Origin of the sequence: Caldicoprobacter sp., from assembly GCF_047459465.1 — a bacterium.
Classification (GTDB): domain Bacteria; phylum Bacillota; class Clostridia; order Caldicoprobacterales; family Caldicoprobacteraceae; genus Caldicoprobacter.
In genome coordinates, this window is sequence record NZ_VSCO01000033.1 from 1 (window position 1) to 15,724 (window position 15,724).

14 protein-coding genes, 2 tRNA genes and 1 other RNA gene are annotated in these 15,724 nt (G+C 46.7%); 14 read left to right on the forward strand and 3 right to left on the reverse strand.

Annotation, left to right across the window (positions count from 1 at the left end):
* The first annotated feature begins 363 nt into the window (after window positions 1–363).
* From FWJ59_RS03720 to clpB, 5 genes are all read left to right on the forward strand, one after another.
* The gene (locus FWJ59_RS03720) at window positions 364–1,521 is read left to right on the forward strand and encodes a cysteine desulfurase family protein (RefSeq protein WP_414480645.1); all 1,158 of its coding nucleotides are present in this window, start codon (window positions 364–366) and stop codon (window positions 1,519–1,521) included.
* A gap of 5 nt (window positions 1,522–1,526) precedes the next feature.
* The gene (gene thiI, locus FWJ59_RS03725) at window positions 1,527–2,708 is read left to right on the forward strand and encodes a tRNA uracil 4-sulfurtransferase ThiI (protein WP_414480646.1); all 1,182 of its coding nucleotides are present in this window, start codon (window positions 1,527–1,529) and stop codon (window positions 2,706–2,708) included.
* Between the two features lie 6 nt (window positions 2,709–2,714).
* Entirely contained in the window at window positions 2,715–4,436 is a 1,722-nt protein-coding gene (locus FWJ59_RS03730; protein WP_414480647.1) for an ABC-ATPase domain-containing protein, read from the forward strand.
* 141 nt (window positions 4,437–4,577) lie between these two features.
* Window positions 4,578–5,531: a DnaJ C-terminal domain-containing protein gene (locus FWJ59_RS03735; RefSeq protein WP_414480648.1), complete on the forward strand. Its 954-nt coding sequence runs from the start codon at window positions 4,578–4,580 to the stop codon at window positions 5,529–5,531.
* Window positions 5,531–8,149: an ATP-dependent chaperone ClpB gene (clpB, locus tag FWJ59_RS03740; protein WP_414480657.1), complete on the forward strand. Its 2,619-nt coding sequence runs from the start codon at window positions 5,531–5,533 to the stop codon at window positions 8,147–8,149. The genes FWJ59_RS03735 and clpB overlap by 1 nt, the downstream gene beginning before the upstream one ends.
* A 69-nt stretch (window positions 8,150–8,218) precedes the next feature.
* Here clpB and FWJ59_RS03745 read toward each other — a convergent pair whose 3' ends face one another.
* Both FWJ59_RS03745 and FWJ59_RS03750 read right to left on the reverse strand, forming a co-directional pair.
* Complete coding sequence (locus FWJ59_RS03745; protein ID WP_414480649.1) at window positions 8,219–8,743, reverse strand: DUF4364 family protein; 525 nt, start codon at window positions 8,741–8,743, stop codon at window positions 8,219–8,221.
* Window positions 8,744–8,812: 69 nt separating this feature from the next.
* Entirely contained in the window at window positions 8,813–9,040 is a 228-nt protein-coding gene (locus FWJ59_RS03750; protein ID WP_204486549.1) for an HPr family phosphocarrier protein, read from the reverse strand.
* 303 nt (window positions 9,041–9,343) lie between these two features.
* Here FWJ59_RS03750 and FWJ59_RS03755 point away from each other — a divergent pair, with 303 nt between their 5' ends.
* The 9 genes from FWJ59_RS03755 (at window position 9,344) to FWJ59_RS03795 (ending at window position 14,394) form a co-directional block, all read left to right on the forward strand.
* Window positions 9,344–10,336, forward strand: a complete 993-nt coding sequence (locus tag FWJ59_RS03755) for an acyl-CoA dehydratase activase-related protein (protein WP_414480650.1) — start codon at window positions 9,344–9,346, stop codon at window positions 10,334–10,336.
* Complete coding sequence (locus FWJ59_RS03760) at window positions 10,290–11,405, forward strand: CoA protein activase (RefSeq protein ID WP_414480651.1); 1,116 nt, start codon at window positions 10,290–10,292, stop codon at window positions 11,403–11,405. The genes FWJ59_RS03755 and FWJ59_RS03760 overlap by 47 nt, the downstream gene beginning before the upstream one ends.
* Window positions 11,374–12,372 carry an acyl-CoA dehydratase activase gene (locus tag FWJ59_RS03765; RefSeq protein ID WP_414480652.1) on the forward strand — a complete coding sequence of 333 codons (999 nt, stop codon included), beginning with the start codon at window positions 11,374–11,376 and terminating at the stop codon, window positions 12,370–12,372. Before FWJ59_RS03760 ends, FWJ59_RS03765 begins: the two co-directional genes overlap by 32 nt.
* A gap of 89 nt (window positions 12,373–12,461) precedes the next feature.
* Window positions 12,462–12,662, forward strand: coding sequence for a hypothetical protein (locus tag FWJ59_RS03770; RefSeq protein WP_414480653.1), 201 nt, complete (start codon window positions 12,462–12,464; stop codon window positions 12,660–12,662).
* Between the two features lie 9 nt (window positions 12,663–12,671).
* Window positions 12,672–12,926 carry a hypothetical protein gene (locus FWJ59_RS03775; protein ID WP_414480654.1) on the forward strand — a complete coding sequence of 85 codons (255 nt, stop codon included), beginning with the start codon at window positions 12,672–12,674 and terminating at the stop codon, window positions 12,924–12,926.
* A 200-nt stretch (window positions 12,927–13,126) separates the two neighbouring features.
* Window positions 13,127–13,307, forward strand: a non-coding RNA gene (ssrS, locus tag FWJ59_RS03780) — 6S RNA.
* A gap of 137 nt (window positions 13,308–13,444) precedes the next feature.
* Window positions 13,445–13,518: transfer RNA gene (locus FWJ59_RS03785), tRNA-Gln, on the forward strand.
* A gap of 7 nt (window positions 13,519–13,525) precedes the next feature.
* Window positions 13,526–13,601, forward strand: a tRNA-Glu gene (locus tag FWJ59_RS03790).
* Between the two features lie 229 nt (window positions 13,602–13,830).
* The gene (locus FWJ59_RS03795) at window positions 13,831–14,394 is read left to right on the forward strand and encodes a glycerol-3-phosphate responsive antiterminator (RefSeq protein ID WP_414480655.1); all 564 of its coding nucleotides are present in this window, start codon (window positions 13,831–13,833) and stop codon (window positions 14,392–14,394) included.
* 23 nt (window positions 14,395–14,417) lie between these two features.
* Here FWJ59_RS03795 and FWJ59_RS03800 read toward each other — a convergent pair whose 3' ends face one another.
* The gene (locus tag FWJ59_RS03800) at window positions 14,418–15,311 is read right to left on the reverse strand and encodes a hypothetical protein (RefSeq protein WP_414480656.1); all 894 of its coding nucleotides are present in this window, start codon (window positions 15,309–15,311) and stop codon (window positions 14,418–14,420) included.
* Window positions 15,312–15,724 lie beyond the last annotated feature (413 nt).

Genomic DNA, 15,724 nt, shown 5'->3' on the forward strand with positions numbered 1-15,724 from the left:
TGTTGGTGTTCGAACCCAGCGACAAGCTGGTGGAGCTTTTCAAGATATTCAATCCGCGGAATGTTAAAACCAAATAACTGCGAAAAATCCCCTTGTTAAAAGGGGGTTTTTATTTGTAGAAGTAGATCTGCCTAAGCGTTGCATAAAGCTGAGTAAATGGAATTTCTCATAAAATTTTGAAATGCTCGAATTAGCTGTTTTCGTATAAAACGCGGCCAGCCCATAAGCCAATATGGAGGATGTGAGCGATAGTTCAGCACATTGGGAAGAATTTTTAAATCCTGCGGGTATTCCCTTGTAGTAACGTGGAGTAAGGGGTAAAATAATGATTGATTGAGGCAAGGTATAAGGAGGCATTGAGATATGGGACAAGGGATTTATTTGGACAATGCGGCTACTACCCCTATCCATCGTGACGTGGCTGAGGCTGTAATGGAATGCATGCTATATGACTTTGGCAATCCGTCTTCATTGCATGGAATGGGCCTGAAGGCCGAGAAAAAGCTTAAGGAGGCTAGGGAGAGGATTGCCTCTGCGTTGGGCGTGGATTCCGAAGGGCTTTTTTTCACTTCGGGTGGTACCGAGGCAAATAACCTGGCCATTATAGGAACAGCCATGGCTAGAAGGCGGGAGGGGAAGCATTGCATCACCACGCAGATTGAGCATCCCTCGGTTTTGAATACATTTAAATACCTGGAGAAAGAAGGGTGGAAGGTAACCTATCTCCCGGTGAACAGTGGTGGAGTAGTCTCACCAGATGACGTGAGACGGGCAATGCGCCCCGATACCGTGCTGGTCAGCATAATGCACGTGAATAACGAAATCGGTTCGATACAGCCGATTCAGGAGATTGGGAGGCTATTGAAGGCTGAGGGAAGTTCAGCCCTTTTTCATGTGGATGCCGTTCAATCGTTTGGCAAGCTGGATATAAAGCCTCTTCAGTGGGGTATCGACCTGCTTTCCATAAGCGGCCATAAGATCCATGCGCCTAAAGGCATAGGCGCCCTGTATATGAGAAAAGGAGTGAAAATTCATCCCCTTTTGTGGGGAGGCGGCCAGGAGAGGGGCGTCAGAAGCGGTACCGAAAACATGCCTGGCATCGTCGGATTTGGTGAAGCGGTGCGCTGGCTTGAAGAAGGAACCGACAGGAGCTACCTATACAGATTGAAGGGGATTCTGGTTGCCGAGCTGACCCAAAGAATACCGTGGGCGGTTATCAATGGTCCTTTACCTGAGGAGGGCGCTCCGCATATTTTAAGCGTGAGCTTTCCGGGCATAAGAGGTGAAGTAATGCTTCATGCCCTGGAAGAAAAAGGTGTATATGTGGGGACAGGGTCGGCCTGCTCATCTAGAAGGGGTCATATGAGCCACGTGTTGGAGGCCATCGGCGTAAAAAAGGATGTGGCCCAAGGGGCCATAAGGATCAGCCTGTCCTACTTGAATACCGAGGACGAGATGCGCCAGGCGGCTCAAATTATAGAGCAGTGTGCGAAAGAGCTGGAGGGGTTTGTGAGGAGGTAGATAGATTGGAGAGGGTAGCCTTATTGCGTTACGGAGAGATACATTTAAAAGGCTTAAATCGCCCGTATTTTGAAAGGGCGCTGTATAATAACCTAATAAAGGCTTTGAAACCTTATGAGGGCGTAACCGTGAGGAAGGCGGAAGGAAGATATTATGTGGAAAACATCGGAGATGACCCAAGGGTCTTCGACAGCATAGCGAAGGTCTTTGGGATAATTTCTTTTAGCCCGGCTTTGAAGGTTGAAAAAGATATCAACGCTATACAGAAGGCTGCTGCGGCGTTAGTGAGGGAAACTATGGAGGCTGAGGCTCCCAGCCAAGGGGAGACATTTACCTTTAAAGTGGAATCCCGCAGGTCCGATAAGAGCTTCTATTTGAATTCTATGGAACTAAGCCGTAGAGTGGGCGGTTATCTTTTAAGAAACATTCCCAACTTAAAGGTGGATGTCCACAATCCCAGGATTACCGTTAATATCGAAGTGAGGGAACATGCCTATGTGTACTGCCGGATAATCCCTGGTGCAGGGGGTATGCCGGTAGGCACCAATGGGAAGGCCGTACTGTTGCTTTCGGGGGGGATTGACAGTCCGGTAGCCGGATGGATGATAGCCAAGCGCGGCGTCGAGCTGGCAGCTGTTCATTACCATAGCTTCCCATATACCAGCGAGCGCTCAAAAGAGAAGGTGATTGACCTGTGCAGGATTTTAAGTCAGTACTGCGGAGAGATAAAGCTACATGTAGTGCCTTTTACCAGGATACAACAGGAACTATATCAAAAGTGCCCTCATAACATGCTCACCATACTCATGAGGCGCTTCATGATGAAAATAGCCGAGGTGGTGGCACATAAGGAGGATGCGAAGGCCTTGGTAACGGGGGAAAGTCTGGGACAGGTTGCCAGCCAGACCATGGAGAGCCTGTGCGCTACCAATGATGCGGTTTCTATGCCGGTATTCAGGCCGCTTATAGGGATGGATAAGATAGAGATAATGGACCTTGCTAAAAGGATAGGGACGTATGAAACCTCCATTCTCCCTTACGAGGACTGTTGTACCATATTTGTGCCAAAGCATCCCACCACCAGACCCAAGCTGGAAAAGGTGAGAGAGGCAGAAAAGCTAGTGGAAGGGGACAAGCTCATCGAAGAAGCGGTAGCAAATATCGAAGTGCTAAACATAAAGAGGTGAAAAAGAATGCAAAGCCGTATGCAGCTGGAAAGCGTACTGCGCAGGATTGATGGCAGGGGATATAAGGCTTATAAAGATATAGAGGGAACCTATGATTTTGGGAATTTTATCTTACATATCGACCACGTACAGGGGGACCCCTTTGCTTCTCCTTCAAGGATCAGGGTGGTAATACCTCAAAAGGTGGCGGGTTTTCCGCAAGAGTTGTATTCATCAAAGCCCAGGAAAAAGGGGCTTGAGGATTTTTTGACCCGCCAGATTTCGAAAAACATACCGAAAATTGTTAAGGGCAACAGGGGGACCGGCAAGAGCGGACAGATTTCGATCATCTCCGTGGGGCAGGAGATTTTAAACCGTACTTCGGTGTTGGTCAGCGATGTAAGCGTTGAAGCACGACTGACTATGGGGCTCCCGGCTCGCGGCAGGACCATACTGTCGGGTCAGGCCATGGAAATGCTCTTTGGAGAGCTGCCTCGATTGGTAGAGCAGTCGCTTATATATAGGAATCTGGACAGGGCTGCACTGCTAAAACATGTTAATCTGGCAGAGGACCAGTGGGTACTGCGCAGCAAAATTAAGGAGATGGGGTTGGTGGCTTTTGTGGCTAACGGTTCCATCCTTCCAAGGCGTAGCGGCGTGGACGATCGCCCCATGGAAAGCGGGGCGGTGCCCTTTAAGTCGCCTCCTGAACTGGAGGTCATGGTGGAGCTGCCCCATGCGGGTAAGGTATGGGGGATGGGAATCCCTAAAGGTATAACCCTCATAGTGGGTGGTGGATACCACGGGAAATCCACGCTGCTTCGCGCCATCGAACGCGGCGTATATGACCACATACCCGGGGATGGAAGGGAACTGGTGGTAACTGTCGAGGATGCCGTCAAGATCAGAGCAGAGGATGGCAGAAGGGTTGAAAAGGTGGACATAAGCCCGTTTATCAATAACTTACCCAATGGTGAGCCCACAACATCCTTCTCTACCGAAAATGCTAGCGGTAGCACATCCCAGGCGGCAAATATAATGGAGGCGTTGGAGATTGGGACTTCGCTGCTATTGATCGACGAGGATACCAGCGCTACCAACTTTATGATCAGAGATGCGCGCATGCAAAGGCTGGTCCACAAGGACTCGGAGCCCATTACGCCTTTTATCGATAGGGTGGAGGAACTGTATGAGCAATTGGGAGTGTCCACCATCATCGTAGTAGGTGGCTCGGGAGATTATTTTGACGTGGCCCATAGGATCATAATGATGGAAAATTACGTAGCCAAGGATGTTACCGCCATAGCCAAAGCGATTGCTCAAGAGTACAGGACCGATAGAAAAAAGGAGGGTGGGGGGCAACCCATTCGAATCACTCAAAGGATACCCATTCCTCATAGCCTTTCTCTTAAAGGCCGGAAAAAAATAAAGTCCCGTGGACTGGACAACATACAATACGGGCATACCAATTTGGTTCTGGATGACGTCGAGCAGTTGGTAGATGTAAATCAAACCAGGGCCATAGGTGATATAATCCGCTATGCCATGGAGAATTATATGGATGGTAAGACAACATTACGGGAGATCATTCAAAAGGTGTGCCGGGATATAGATGAAAAGGGCCTGGATGTAATCTCACCTTTTAAAGGGCTTTATCCGGGGGATTACGCGCAGCCCCGTCCCCAGGAGATAGGCGCTGCCATAAACAGATTGAGGATATTAAAGGTGAAGCAGGAAAGCGTAAAATAAGGGAAAGATATGCCTGTATACGCCGCATTAAAATATTCCCAAAAAAGTATTGCCTGGAGAGGCATTTAGTATTACAATAATAAAGTCAAAGAAAGTCAAAGCTAAAATTTGGGTTGAGGCGTTTGAGGAGGAATATCTGCTATGGAATACAAGGACTACTATAAGATATTGGGCGTATCCAGGGATGCTACCCAGGAAGAGATAAAGAGGGCATACCGCCGTTTAGCAAAAAAGTACCATCCCGATGCCAATCCTGGGGATAAGGAAGCAGAGCAGAAGTTCAAGGAGATAAATGAGGCCTATCAGGTGCTGGGGGATGAGGAAAAGCGCAAGAAGTACGATGCCTTTGGGCAATACTATGACTTCCAAAATGGCATGAACTTTGACCCATCCGACTTTGGATGGCAAAGGCGGACGTATACTACTGGAGGCAGCGGCTTTTCCGATTTCTTCGAGATGCTCTTTGGAGAAAACGGCTTGGACCTGGACAGCATTTTTGAAGGATTTGCCAAGCGAGGCGGTCCTTTTAGCTTTTCCAGGCGCTTTTATAATACAGCTGCAGCTCATAAAGGACAGAATATGGAGACCGAAGTAGAGGTGGATCTGGAACAGGCTTTCAATGGCGGCGATAGGATATTATCCATCCGTGGTCGGGACGGCTCAATCAAGAGGATAAGAATGAAGATACCGGCAGGCATTCTCGACGGTGACAAGATAAGGTTGAGGGGACAGGGCATAGATGGTGGAGACCTTATGGTCACCGTGAGGATCAAGCCGGGAGAAGGCTGGGAACTACAGGGATTGGATTTGATCAAAGATGTGCCCGTGCTTCCATGGGAGGCGGTTCTGGGTACAACTGTTACGGTAAAATCCCTTAACGGACAAAAATTTTCTGTGAAAATTCCTGCCGGCACTTCAACCGGGAAAAAATTGAGAATTTCTGGAATGGGCTACATGGATAGGAAGGGAAACAGGGGTGACCTGTACATCAGGGTAAAGATTGTAATACCCGAACATATAACGCCCGAGGAAAAGGAGCTGTATCAAAAGCTGATGGAGATCTCTCAATGGAATCCTAGGGGGGATGAGGAATGATCAACCTGGAAAGGTTTACGCAGCGGGCCCAGGAAGCGCTGATGGAAGCCCAGAAGCTGGTGATAGATAACAGCCAGCAGGAACTGGATACGGTACACCTCCATTTAGCGCTGGTGGCACAGGAGGACGGCCTTATTCCTAGGATGCTCAAAGGCATGGATGTGGACGTAGATGCCTATATTGCTGATTTGAGGGATGAGGTTGAGAGGCGTCCCAAGGTCATGGGCAACGTTCAGCCTTATGCCAGCATGGGATTCAATCAAGCCTTAATAAGGGCCGAGAAGCAGGCAAAGGAATTCAAGGATGAATATATAAGCGTCGAGCACTTATACCTTGCCGTACTGGAGGATAGCAGCTATTCCAACAGGAGGATAATCAGCCGGTATGGCATCACCAGGGAGAAGTTTCTTAAAAAGCTGGCCGAGGTGAGGAAAAGCCAGAGGATAACCAGCCAAAATCCAGAAGAGACCTACGAGGCTCTAAAGCGCTTTGGCCGCGAACTGGTGGAAGAGGCACGCAGAAACAAGCTGGATCCTGTTATAGGACGGGATGAGGAGATACGCCGAGTAATTCGCATATTGAGCCGCAGGACAAAGAACAACCCTGTTCTGATTGGCCAGCCGGGCGTGGGTAAGACAGCCGTGGTGGAAGGGCTTGCCCAGCGCATACTCAAAGGGGATGTGCCCGAGTCGCTAAAAAACAAGAAGATATTTGCGCTGGATATGGGAGCCTTAATTGCGGGGGCTAAATACCGCGGTGAATTTGAAGAAAGATTAAAAGCGGTATTAAAGGAGATAGAGGATTCCAATGGCGAGATAATACTCTTCATCGACGAGATCCACAACATAGTGGGTGCCGGAAAGGCGGAAGGGGCCATGGATGCCGGCAACCTGCTCAAGCCCAAGCTGGCCCGAGGTGAGCTGCACTGTATCGGCGCCACCACCATAGATGAGTACAGGAAGTACATCGAAAAGGATGCTGCCTTGGAAAGGAGGTTTCAGCCGGTACTCATTGAGCAACCCAGCGTGGAGGATACCATATCCATATTGCGTGGCTTAAAGGAGAGGTTCGAAATCCATCACGGCGTAAGGATAAAGGACAGCGCTTTGATTGCAGCAGCTGTGCTGTCCCATCGCTATATCACCGATCGCTACTTGCCCGATAAGGCCATTGACCTGGTGGATGAAGCGGCTGCGATGTTGCGCACCGAAATTGACAGCATGCCTGCAGAGCTTGACGTCATAACCAGGAAGCTCATGCAGCTGGAGATCGAAAAAGAAGCCTTGAAAAAGGAAGCAGATGAAGCTTCAAAACAGCGGCTTGAGAGCATAATAAAGCAAATCAGCGAGCTTAAAGAGAAATCAAACGCCATGGTAGCCCAATGGGAAATGGAGAAGGAGATAATTCGAAAGATCAAGGATATAAAGCAGCAAATCGAGGATACCAAGGCACAAATAGCCCAGGCCGAACGGCAGTATGATCTCAATAAGATGGCCGAACTGCAATACGGTGTGCTGCCTAGGCTGGAGAAAGAGCTGGAAGAGCAGAAGGCCAGGCTGGAGTCCCTGGATTATGATAAGCGGTTGCTCAAAGAGGAGGTAACCGAAGAGGAGATTGCGCAGGTGGTTTCGCGGTGGACGGGAATACCGGTAACCCGTCTTATGGAAAGCGAGCGGGAAAAGCTGCTGCGCCTGGAGGACATGATGCACCAGAGGGTTATTGGGCAGGATGAGGCCATAAAGGCGGTGGTAAATGCCGTGATACGGGCCAGAGCTGGACTTAAGGATCCCAAACGTCCAATAGGTTCATTTCTATTTTTGGGCCCTACGGGAGTGGGCAAGACCGAGGTGGCCAAGACGCTGGCCAGCGTGCTGTTTGATACCGAAGACAATATGGTCAGGATTGACATGTCCGAGTATATGGAAAAGTTTTCGGTGTCCAGACTGATCGGTGCCCCGCCGGGTTATGTAGGATACGAGGAAGGGGGACAGCTGACCGAAGCGGTGCGACGTAAGCCTTATTCGGTGGTGCTGTTTGATGAGATCGAAAAAGCCCATCCCGACGTGTTCAACATTTTGTTGCAGCTGCTCGACGATGGGCGGTTGACCGATAGCCAAGGGCATACCGTCGACTTTAAAAATACCGTCATCATCATGACTTCCAACATCGGTGGCTCCATTTTGATGGAACGCTTAAAAGACAGGGGTGATATAGATGAGGACACCAGGAACCTGGTAATGTCTGAACTGAAAAGGTATTTCCGTCCAGAGTTTTTAAACCGCATCGATGAGATTGTGCTGTTTAAGCCTTTGGGCAAAGATGAGATAACCAGGATTGTGGATTTAAGGTTTAACGAAATAAAAGAGAGGGTAAAGGAAAAGGGAATAGAGCTTAAGCTGACTCAGGCTGCTAGAGAGCTCATCGCTGAGCGAAGCTTTGATCCGGTATACGGTGCTCGTCCAATAAAGCGCTTTATGGAGCACACCGTAGAGACCGAGATAGGGTGGAAAATAGTTGCTGGGGAGCTGCATAGCGGCTGTAGCGTAACCATAGATGCCAAAGACGGCCAGCTTGTTTTCAGAATAGAGGACCATGCAGGTGCATTGCTCGCGAGATAAAACAAAAAATCCCATGGAGCAGAAACATCTCTTTCATCCTGTGCCATGGGATTCTTTTAGAACTGGCGGTCAACCGCCCAAATTCTGCATGATGAATTTATATACCTCAGGGGCTTTGGTATCCCAGTTATTGCAGATGATTCTGGCCTGCTTGCTATCGGTTACGCTCAGTTTTAGCTCGATGAGAGTGATATCGTTTTCCATCACCTTGCAGGTCACTTGATATTCGCTGGGCGAGATCCTCCTGTATTCGGCTACTATTTGGTTTTCTCTCTTAAACCGATTGCGATGTTGACTGGCATAGACGTCTATTGCCTCGCGAAGCCACTCTGGAATGCGGTTTTTGAAAAAGTTCAAAGCTTTGAGCCCCGTGGAAGTAAGGCTGTAAAAGCTCTTATGGCCGGTATCCAAGCAGCTTATATGTTGAGATGACACCAGCTCACTCAGCAGCTGTTGCAGGTCAAAATAGTTCATCACGTTGTTTTCCAGGAAAAACTGCGTGATTTGGCTGTTGGTGAGCGGTATGTCCAGGCAACGAAGATAATATAGTATTGATAATTTATTTTCAGCTAGGTGGGCAGCTTGGTCCGGCATTTCCTCACCTCAAACCAACAATTATATGAGATGTAACATTGACAAAAAGAACACCTTGAAGGTGTTCTTTTAAATTATGTATTCCTTTATCTCTTCCAAAAAGTCATCACAGTCGTCCGAGTATACCTCTACCGTCACGGGTTTGCTGAGGTCCAAACTGAAAATGCCAAGAATAGACTTTGCATCAACTACGTACCGTCCCGAACGAATGTCTATCTCGTAAGGATACTTGCTGACTATATTTACGAACTTTTTTACGCTCTCAGCTGTGGTTAGCTTTATATTTACGGTTTTCATACTAACCATCCCCCTTTATTGTATTCTCATTCTAGTATATAACATTTTTATTGTTAAAGCAATAGTAGGTTTTGATAAGTTTTTACATTTATCCAATAAATGTCCAATTCATGAGTTACATTTTTCTTATTTAGCAAAGCCATTAGTTGGAGACATCATATCTTAGTGTAATGCTTTTGGGCTTTAGGTAAGGGTTGTGAAGTGCAAGTTGGTTGTGTTCCTAATTATAAGATATAAATTATTGGTCAATAATAGATATGATGAACAGGGAATTGTCGAGGGGAGAAAGGAGAGGACCAGCATTTGAAAATCGGGATCCCCAGAGCGTTGCTGTACTATAACTATTATCCCTTATGGCATAGCTTTTTTGGAGATCTGGGATACCAGGTGGTTATCTCACCAGCAACTTCAAGGGCGATTCTGGACAGCGGGGTAATGAGCTGCGTTGATGATGCCTGCTTGCCCATCAAAGTGTTCCATGGCCACGTCGCCAGCCTTATAGGTAAGGTAGACGCCATATTCATTCCCAGGTTGGTCAGCATATATCCGAAGGAATTCATATGTCCCAAGTTTATAGGTTTGCCCGAGATGATAAAAAGTTCGATAAAAGGGCTGCCCCATTTGCTAGTGCTGAATTGTAACGCTCATCGCAATCTTGATGCTGCTTATAAGGCCTATGTTGAATTGGGTAAAATGCTTGGCGTAAAACGCTCTCAGGCAGTTAGGGCTTTGCAAAAAGCCCTAATAAATCAACAACTTTATGAGTCACTTTTGAAAAAGGGACAAACGCCTATTGATACACTGAATGAGGACAAGTCCATTGGAGAGAGCAAAGGAGTAATAGGCCTTATAGGACACCCCTATCTGCTTTATGATGAGTTCATCAGCATGGGGCTAATCTCTAAGCTCAGGGCCAGGGGGTATGTCGTAATGGTGCCCGAAAACGTGGCGCAGTCACACATTGAGGCGGTATGTAAAGAGCTTCCCAAGAAACTCTTTTGGAGCTACGGTAAAAAGCTATTGGGCAGCGGGCTTGCCATGCTGAAGGGTAGAAAGGTGGACGGCATCATATTTTTATCCAGCTTTGGCTGTGGCATCGATGCATTTATCATTGAACTGCTTCAAAGGTATAACCATAGGCTGTACCAGATACCCAGCGCTTTGATTACCGTTGATGAACACAGCGGACAGGCAGGATTTAATACCCGCCTGGAAGCGTTTATTGATATGATCGAATGGAGGAATAGCCGTGAAGGTCACATTTCCCCACATGGGACAAGCGTACTTGGCCATTAAGGGGTTGCTTGACGACCTTGGCATAGAAGTGGTAGTGCCGCCGCCCATCACACAAAAGACTTTGGAGATAGGGACCAAGCTTTCGCCAGAGATGGCCTGCTTGCCACTCAAGATCAACATAGGGAATTATATTGAAAGCATAGAAAAGGGAGCCGATACCATAATAATAACCGGAAGCTGTGGCCCTTGTAGGTTTGGCTATTATGGAGTGGTACAGAAGGAAATCCTAAACGACCTAGGTTATGACGTGGACATGATCATATTCGATCCTCCCAATTCCGACTATAAGGCATTCATAGATAGGATCAGAAGACTTGCCGGCAAAAACTCATGGGCAAGTATAGCGCAAGCATTCAATAGGGCATCGACTATCGTAAAAGAGGCTGATGAGATGCTGGATATAGCCTTGAAGAAGAGGGCTAGAGAAGCAAGTAGAGGAGATACCGATAGCAAGCTGTACCGCTTTGAACGGGAAGTGATGGGCAAGCATGGCACCCGTGAAATACTGGAAACTATTAGAAAATATAAGGTAATATTGAGCCAGGTAGAGGAAAACCCCGAGATATGGCCTCTAAAAATAGGCCTGGTTGGAGAGATATATACCCTTATAGAACCATATGTCAACCTCAACATTGAAAGAAAGCTTGGCTATATGGGAGTGGAGGTGTGCAGGAGCCTTACCCTCAATGAATGGGTGAAGGTCCACCTCTCTCTGGATATCAAACACAGGGTTAGGCATAAGAGGATATTGAAAAAGGCCGCACCCTACTTAAATCTATGCGTTGGGGGGCATGCCTGGCAGACTATAGCCAATAGCGTATACTATTCCGAATGCGGCTTGGACGGGATAATCCAGATAATGCCCTTTGGCTGTATGCCTGAAATTGTGGCTGAAAGCATATTGCCCAAGGTTTCCCAAGATTATGGTACGCCTATAATGACCCTTGTGGTGGACGAGATGACGGGCGAAGCTGGATATTTTACCAGGTTAGAGGCGTTTGTGGATCTGCTGGAGCAAAAAAGGAGGAGAAGAGCCGATGAATACCAAGAAAGCATTTTTAGGGGTTGATGTTGGGTCGGTCAGCATCAACGTCGTTGCCATAGATCAGGAAAACAACTTGCTGGGCAAGATATACGTGCGCACCGAAGGAAAGCCCATACAAATTTTGAAGGAGACTATGGCAAATATGGCTTCAATGCTTCCACATGATGTGGAGGTAAAGGGAGTTGGTACCACCGGTAGCGGTAGGGAACTGGCGGCGGTGGTGGTGGGAGCAGACGTGGTAAAGAACGAGATAACCGCTCACGGCATTGCTGCTTTGACCTTTGTGCCCGATGCCAGAACCGTTATAGAGATAGGGGGTCAGGACTCCAAGATAATAATCCTCAGGAATGGGGTGGTTTCGGATTTTGCCATGAACACGGTATGCGCAGCCGGTACTGGTTCGTTTCTTGACAGGCAGGCCTCTCGCTTGAACATACCCATTGAGAAATTCGGAGAGCTGGCGCTTAAATCCAAATCGCCGGTTAGGATTGCTGGACGGTGCGCGGTATTTGCGGAATCCGATATGATACACAAGCAGCAGATGGGCTGTAGCTGCGAGGATATCATAAGGGGGCTGTGCGAGGCTCTGGTAAGGAATTATCTCAACAACGTGGGCAAGGGTAAGGAAATCCTCCCCAGAGTAGTTTTTCAGGGTGGCGTTGCGGCAAATGTGGGGATACGTAAGGCGTTCGAGGATGCCTTAGGATGCGAAATAACGGTTCCAGAGCACTACGACGTCATGGGCGCGTTGGGGGCTGCTATCCTTGCCAAGGACTATGCGAGTGGAGGGCGTAAGACAAAATTTAAAGGCTTTGAAACGATAGTTAAAGAGGAATTTACCTCCCGAAGCTTTGAATGCAGCGGATGTGCCAATTATTGCGAAATAGTGGAGCTTATGGCAGGAGACAGTATAGCAGCCAGATGGGGTGGTCGGTGTGGTAGGTGGTCAAGGAGCAATAGGACGGCGGAAAAGGCATGTGCCGTCATATAAAATTGAATATTCCACTAAAATTGAATATTCCATCTTTGGAGAGGGATAATAAGTTATGGATAAGGTTAAACGAGGGAGGATGTGAGGTCATGGAAAGACGGGAATCGCCTAGCATGGAACAGAAGAGGTACGTGGCATCGGTATGTCCTGAATATCGTTCTCGTATGGCAGCGTTGAGCGACAACATAGCTGAACAGGAGCCAATTGTGAGCTGTGACGGGTGCATACATTGGAATAACGGCAGATGCGTAATATTCGATGAAGTGTTGACCGGCATTGACCAAACCTGAGGAAGAGGTATGGACCTGGTTTGTCCTCTATGTAATGGCTTAATAATTGCATACGAGGTGTGCGACAGGTGCGGAGGGCCCATGGTTGAACAGGGAAAGATGGAGGATTACAAGGGTCCTTACAGCCCTTATGTCGATAGGGAAACCTTCGCTTATGATATGAATAATGGCATAGTGATGGGCGATCATCTATGCGTCCATCTATATTATTGTGAAAGGTGTAATAGGTGGAAACATAAAGCCGTTTATCCGAGATTTTTCTGACGTGGCCTAAAATATAGGGCATATCGGGAAAGGGCTTTTTATGTTATAACGAGATTTATTGCAAGAAAAAGTCAGCAATATAGAGATTTGGCTGGTTCTATAGGATTTAATTAAAAGTTTTTTATGCTATTTGGTTAATATTGTGCATTGAAAATATGCGCGATTTATATTACTATATAAATGCGATTGGATGGTTGATACTCATCCTGGGGTGTGCGAGAATCTCTACCGGTTTTAACCCACGGAGATAATATGGGAGTCCGGAGTTTGGCTGTTCGATGCCAGGCCATCATAGAATGGAAGGCAGAGACAGTCAACAGGACACCCACCTGCTGAGAAGCGGGTTGTAAAATCGTAGAGAGGCGGCATCGTGGGATGGGTATAAGCCCTCAAATTATTGAGGGCTTATGTATTTAAGTTGCGCTGTTCTTAGAAAAACAAAAAAGGGATTAAAAAGCCCTTGACATTCTGTGGGAATATGGTATAATTTATGGCGCGAGTTGACAAACAGGTAACGGTGCGGAATGGTGTAACGGTAGCACGTGTGACTCTGGATCACAAAGTCTAGGTTCGAATCCTAGTTCCGCAGCCAAATATACGGCTCCTTCGTCTAGTGGCCTAGGACGCCGCCCTCTCACGGCGGAAACAGGGGTTCGATTCCCCTAGGGGCTACCATCTTGAGTAGTTGAAAAGGCTGTACAGCTGTAGTAGCTGTGCAGCCTTTTCTATTGTGAGATTTCCTCGTTGTTGATGGGGCATTTTTTGTGGTATAATGAACCTGACAAGTATGAATTACAGTCAAGGGGCTGTGGGTCGGTCTTTATGTAGCCCAGACAAGTTAAATGGTATGGAAGATGTAGGCATTCTGTTGTAAGCTTTATAATCCTAAAAAGGAGAAAATGGAATGAAGAGCATTGTTGAGTGCCTTGAAGCCAATCCTATCATAGCAGCACTGCCTCATGTCGAGTTGCTGCAGCAAGCATTATGTTCAAGCGTCAATGTGGTTTTTCTGCTGTCGGGCAGCATACTGACCCTTCAGGATATCGTCAATGAGCTAAAAGATAGAGGAAAGAAGGTTTTTGTTCACATAGATCTAATTGATGGATTGGGCAAGGATTTAGCTGCAGTTGAATATCTTCGGTATAAGATACAAGCTGATGGTATATTGTCCACCAGGAACAATTTATTGAAGTACGGCAAGGAAATAGGGCTGGTTACTGTGCAGCGGCTGTTTTTAGTAGATTCAAGGTCTTTTGAAAGCGGGATTAAGATGGTTCAAAGCTATGATCCAGACTTTGTGGAAGTGATGCCAGGTATCGTTCCCAAAGCCATCGCTGACCTCAAGCACAAGATCCCTCAGCCCGTTATAGCAGGGGGAATGATCACCAGTAAACAGGACATCATACAGGCTTTGGGAGCAGGTGCGATGGCCGTATCCACCAGCAAGGTGGAGCTTTGGGAACTGTAAAGCTATAAGTTACAGGCATGCCTTTATTTAATCTCTTCCACATTTTTAAGCAGTATTTTTCCCTTTATTTTTACCAGTTGAAGGTCCTTTTGCTGGACTACTTGCGAGAAATCTTCCATCGCGTGATCAATTTTCGCATTGAGCTCATGGTCCGGCTTTTGCATGCGGGATTTGGCAGTTTGCCATGCCTTCTCCATATTTATCAGCAAGGGGGCAGTTTCTTCCCATTTGCCAGCCTCTGCATTGATCAAGATTTCCTGCACATAATACTTAATCTCCTTGATCTCGGGAGGAGCCTGATGTTTGTACAGATTAAAAAATTGTGAATAATACTGGTATAGTTCATTGGCGTCCATCAGCGTTTTTTCTTCGTCGTGCGCCATAATGCTACTGGTGAGCATATTGAGCTGCTTTTCAAACTGGTAGATTAACGTATCAGGAGCGCCGTCCTTTTTTGCCTGTGGTTCGTATTTATTCCAAAGTTCATTTAGGGCTTTAATTGTTTTTTCGAAATCTTGCCAGTTTATTTGGTTTTGCTGCATGCCTTGAGTTTGGCTCTCTTGCTGTTGGTCCTGCTTTCCTTTATCTTGTTTTTGATCAGCTTGACTGGAGCTTTGTTGTTTGGGCTGGGGTTTATTTCCATCATTTTGCTTTTGAGATGTACCGATTTGCTGTCCTATCATTTTAGCACGCTGGTCCCTTATCTTTTGAATTTGCTGGATCATGTTGTCGGTTTCTTTTTCCATTTGGGTAAGGGCAGAGGGTGGGTCTTTTTTCTCCTGCTGTTGCCCCTTTTGACCTTGCTGTTGGTCATCGTTTTGTTTAAAGATCCGCGAGCATGATGTCGAAGTTAATAGCACTAACGTTATCGCCAATATGAGTACCAGAATTTTACGGCCAAGCTTTTGCACCACCATCACCTCGATTATTAGTATTCCATTGGAGTTTAAGCTTTATTATGCTCTTTAATCTTCCTATAGATTAAAGAAAAATATAATTTTCATATTCATACGAATTCGTATGAATGAGAGCTCGACACCAAAAACAGATCATTGTAATGAATAAATTTTGCTTATAGCCCCACTGTGCAGGCTATTTAATCAAGGTTGTTCTAAAATTTACAAGTATTTGACAATATGTTATTATTTACAGTAAGAAAAGGGATATACAATTAAATAAGCATTCCTACTTAAAGAGGGGAAGCCAGATGAAAATGCGCATTTTAGGGGCCATCTTGGTTGTTGTCGGCTTGAGTATTATCATATACGGACTGTATATCAGGTATGATACCCTACATACGCAGCGAAAAATTATACAGCAATTTGAAAAT

Coding starts and splice junctions, on each gene's coding strand:
- FWJ59_RS03720 (WP_414480645.1), top strand. CDS start 364: ATGGGACAAGGGATTTATTTGGACAATGCGGCTACTACCCCTATCCAT.
- FWJ59_RS03730 (WP_414480647.1), top strand. CDS start 2,715: ATGCAAAGCCGTATGCAGCTGGAAAGCGTACTGCGCAGGATTGATGGC.
- FWJ59_RS03735 (WP_414480648.1), top strand. CDS start 4,578: ATGGAATACAAGGACTACTATAAGATATTGGGCGTATCCAGGGATGCT.
- FWJ59_RS03745 (WP_414480649.1), bottom strand. CDS start 8,743: ATGCCGGACCAAGCTGCCCACCTAGCTGAAAATAAATTATCAATACTA.
- FWJ59_RS03750 (WP_204486549.1), bottom strand. CDS start 9,040: ATGAAAACCGTAAATATAAAGCTAACCACAGCTGAGAGCGTAAAAAAG.
- FWJ59_RS03765 (WP_414480652.1), top strand. CDS start 11,374: ATGAATACCAAGAAAGCATTTTTAGGGGTTGATGTTGGGTCGGTCAGC.
- FWJ59_RS03770 (WP_414480653.1), top strand. CDS start 12,462: ATGGAAAGACGGGAATCGCCTAGCATGGAACAGAAGAGGTACGTGGCA.
- FWJ59_RS03775 (WP_414480654.1), top strand. CDS start 12,672: ATGGACCTGGTTTGTCCTCTATGTAATGGCTTAATAATTGCATACGAG.
- FWJ59_RS03795 (WP_414480655.1), top strand. CDS start 13,831: ATGAAGAGCATTGTTGAGTGCCTTGAAGCCAATCCTATCATAGCAGCA.
- FWJ59_RS03800 (WP_414480656.1), bottom strand. CDS start 15,311: ATGGTGGTGCAAAAGCTTGGCCGTAAAATTCTGGTACTCATATTGGCG.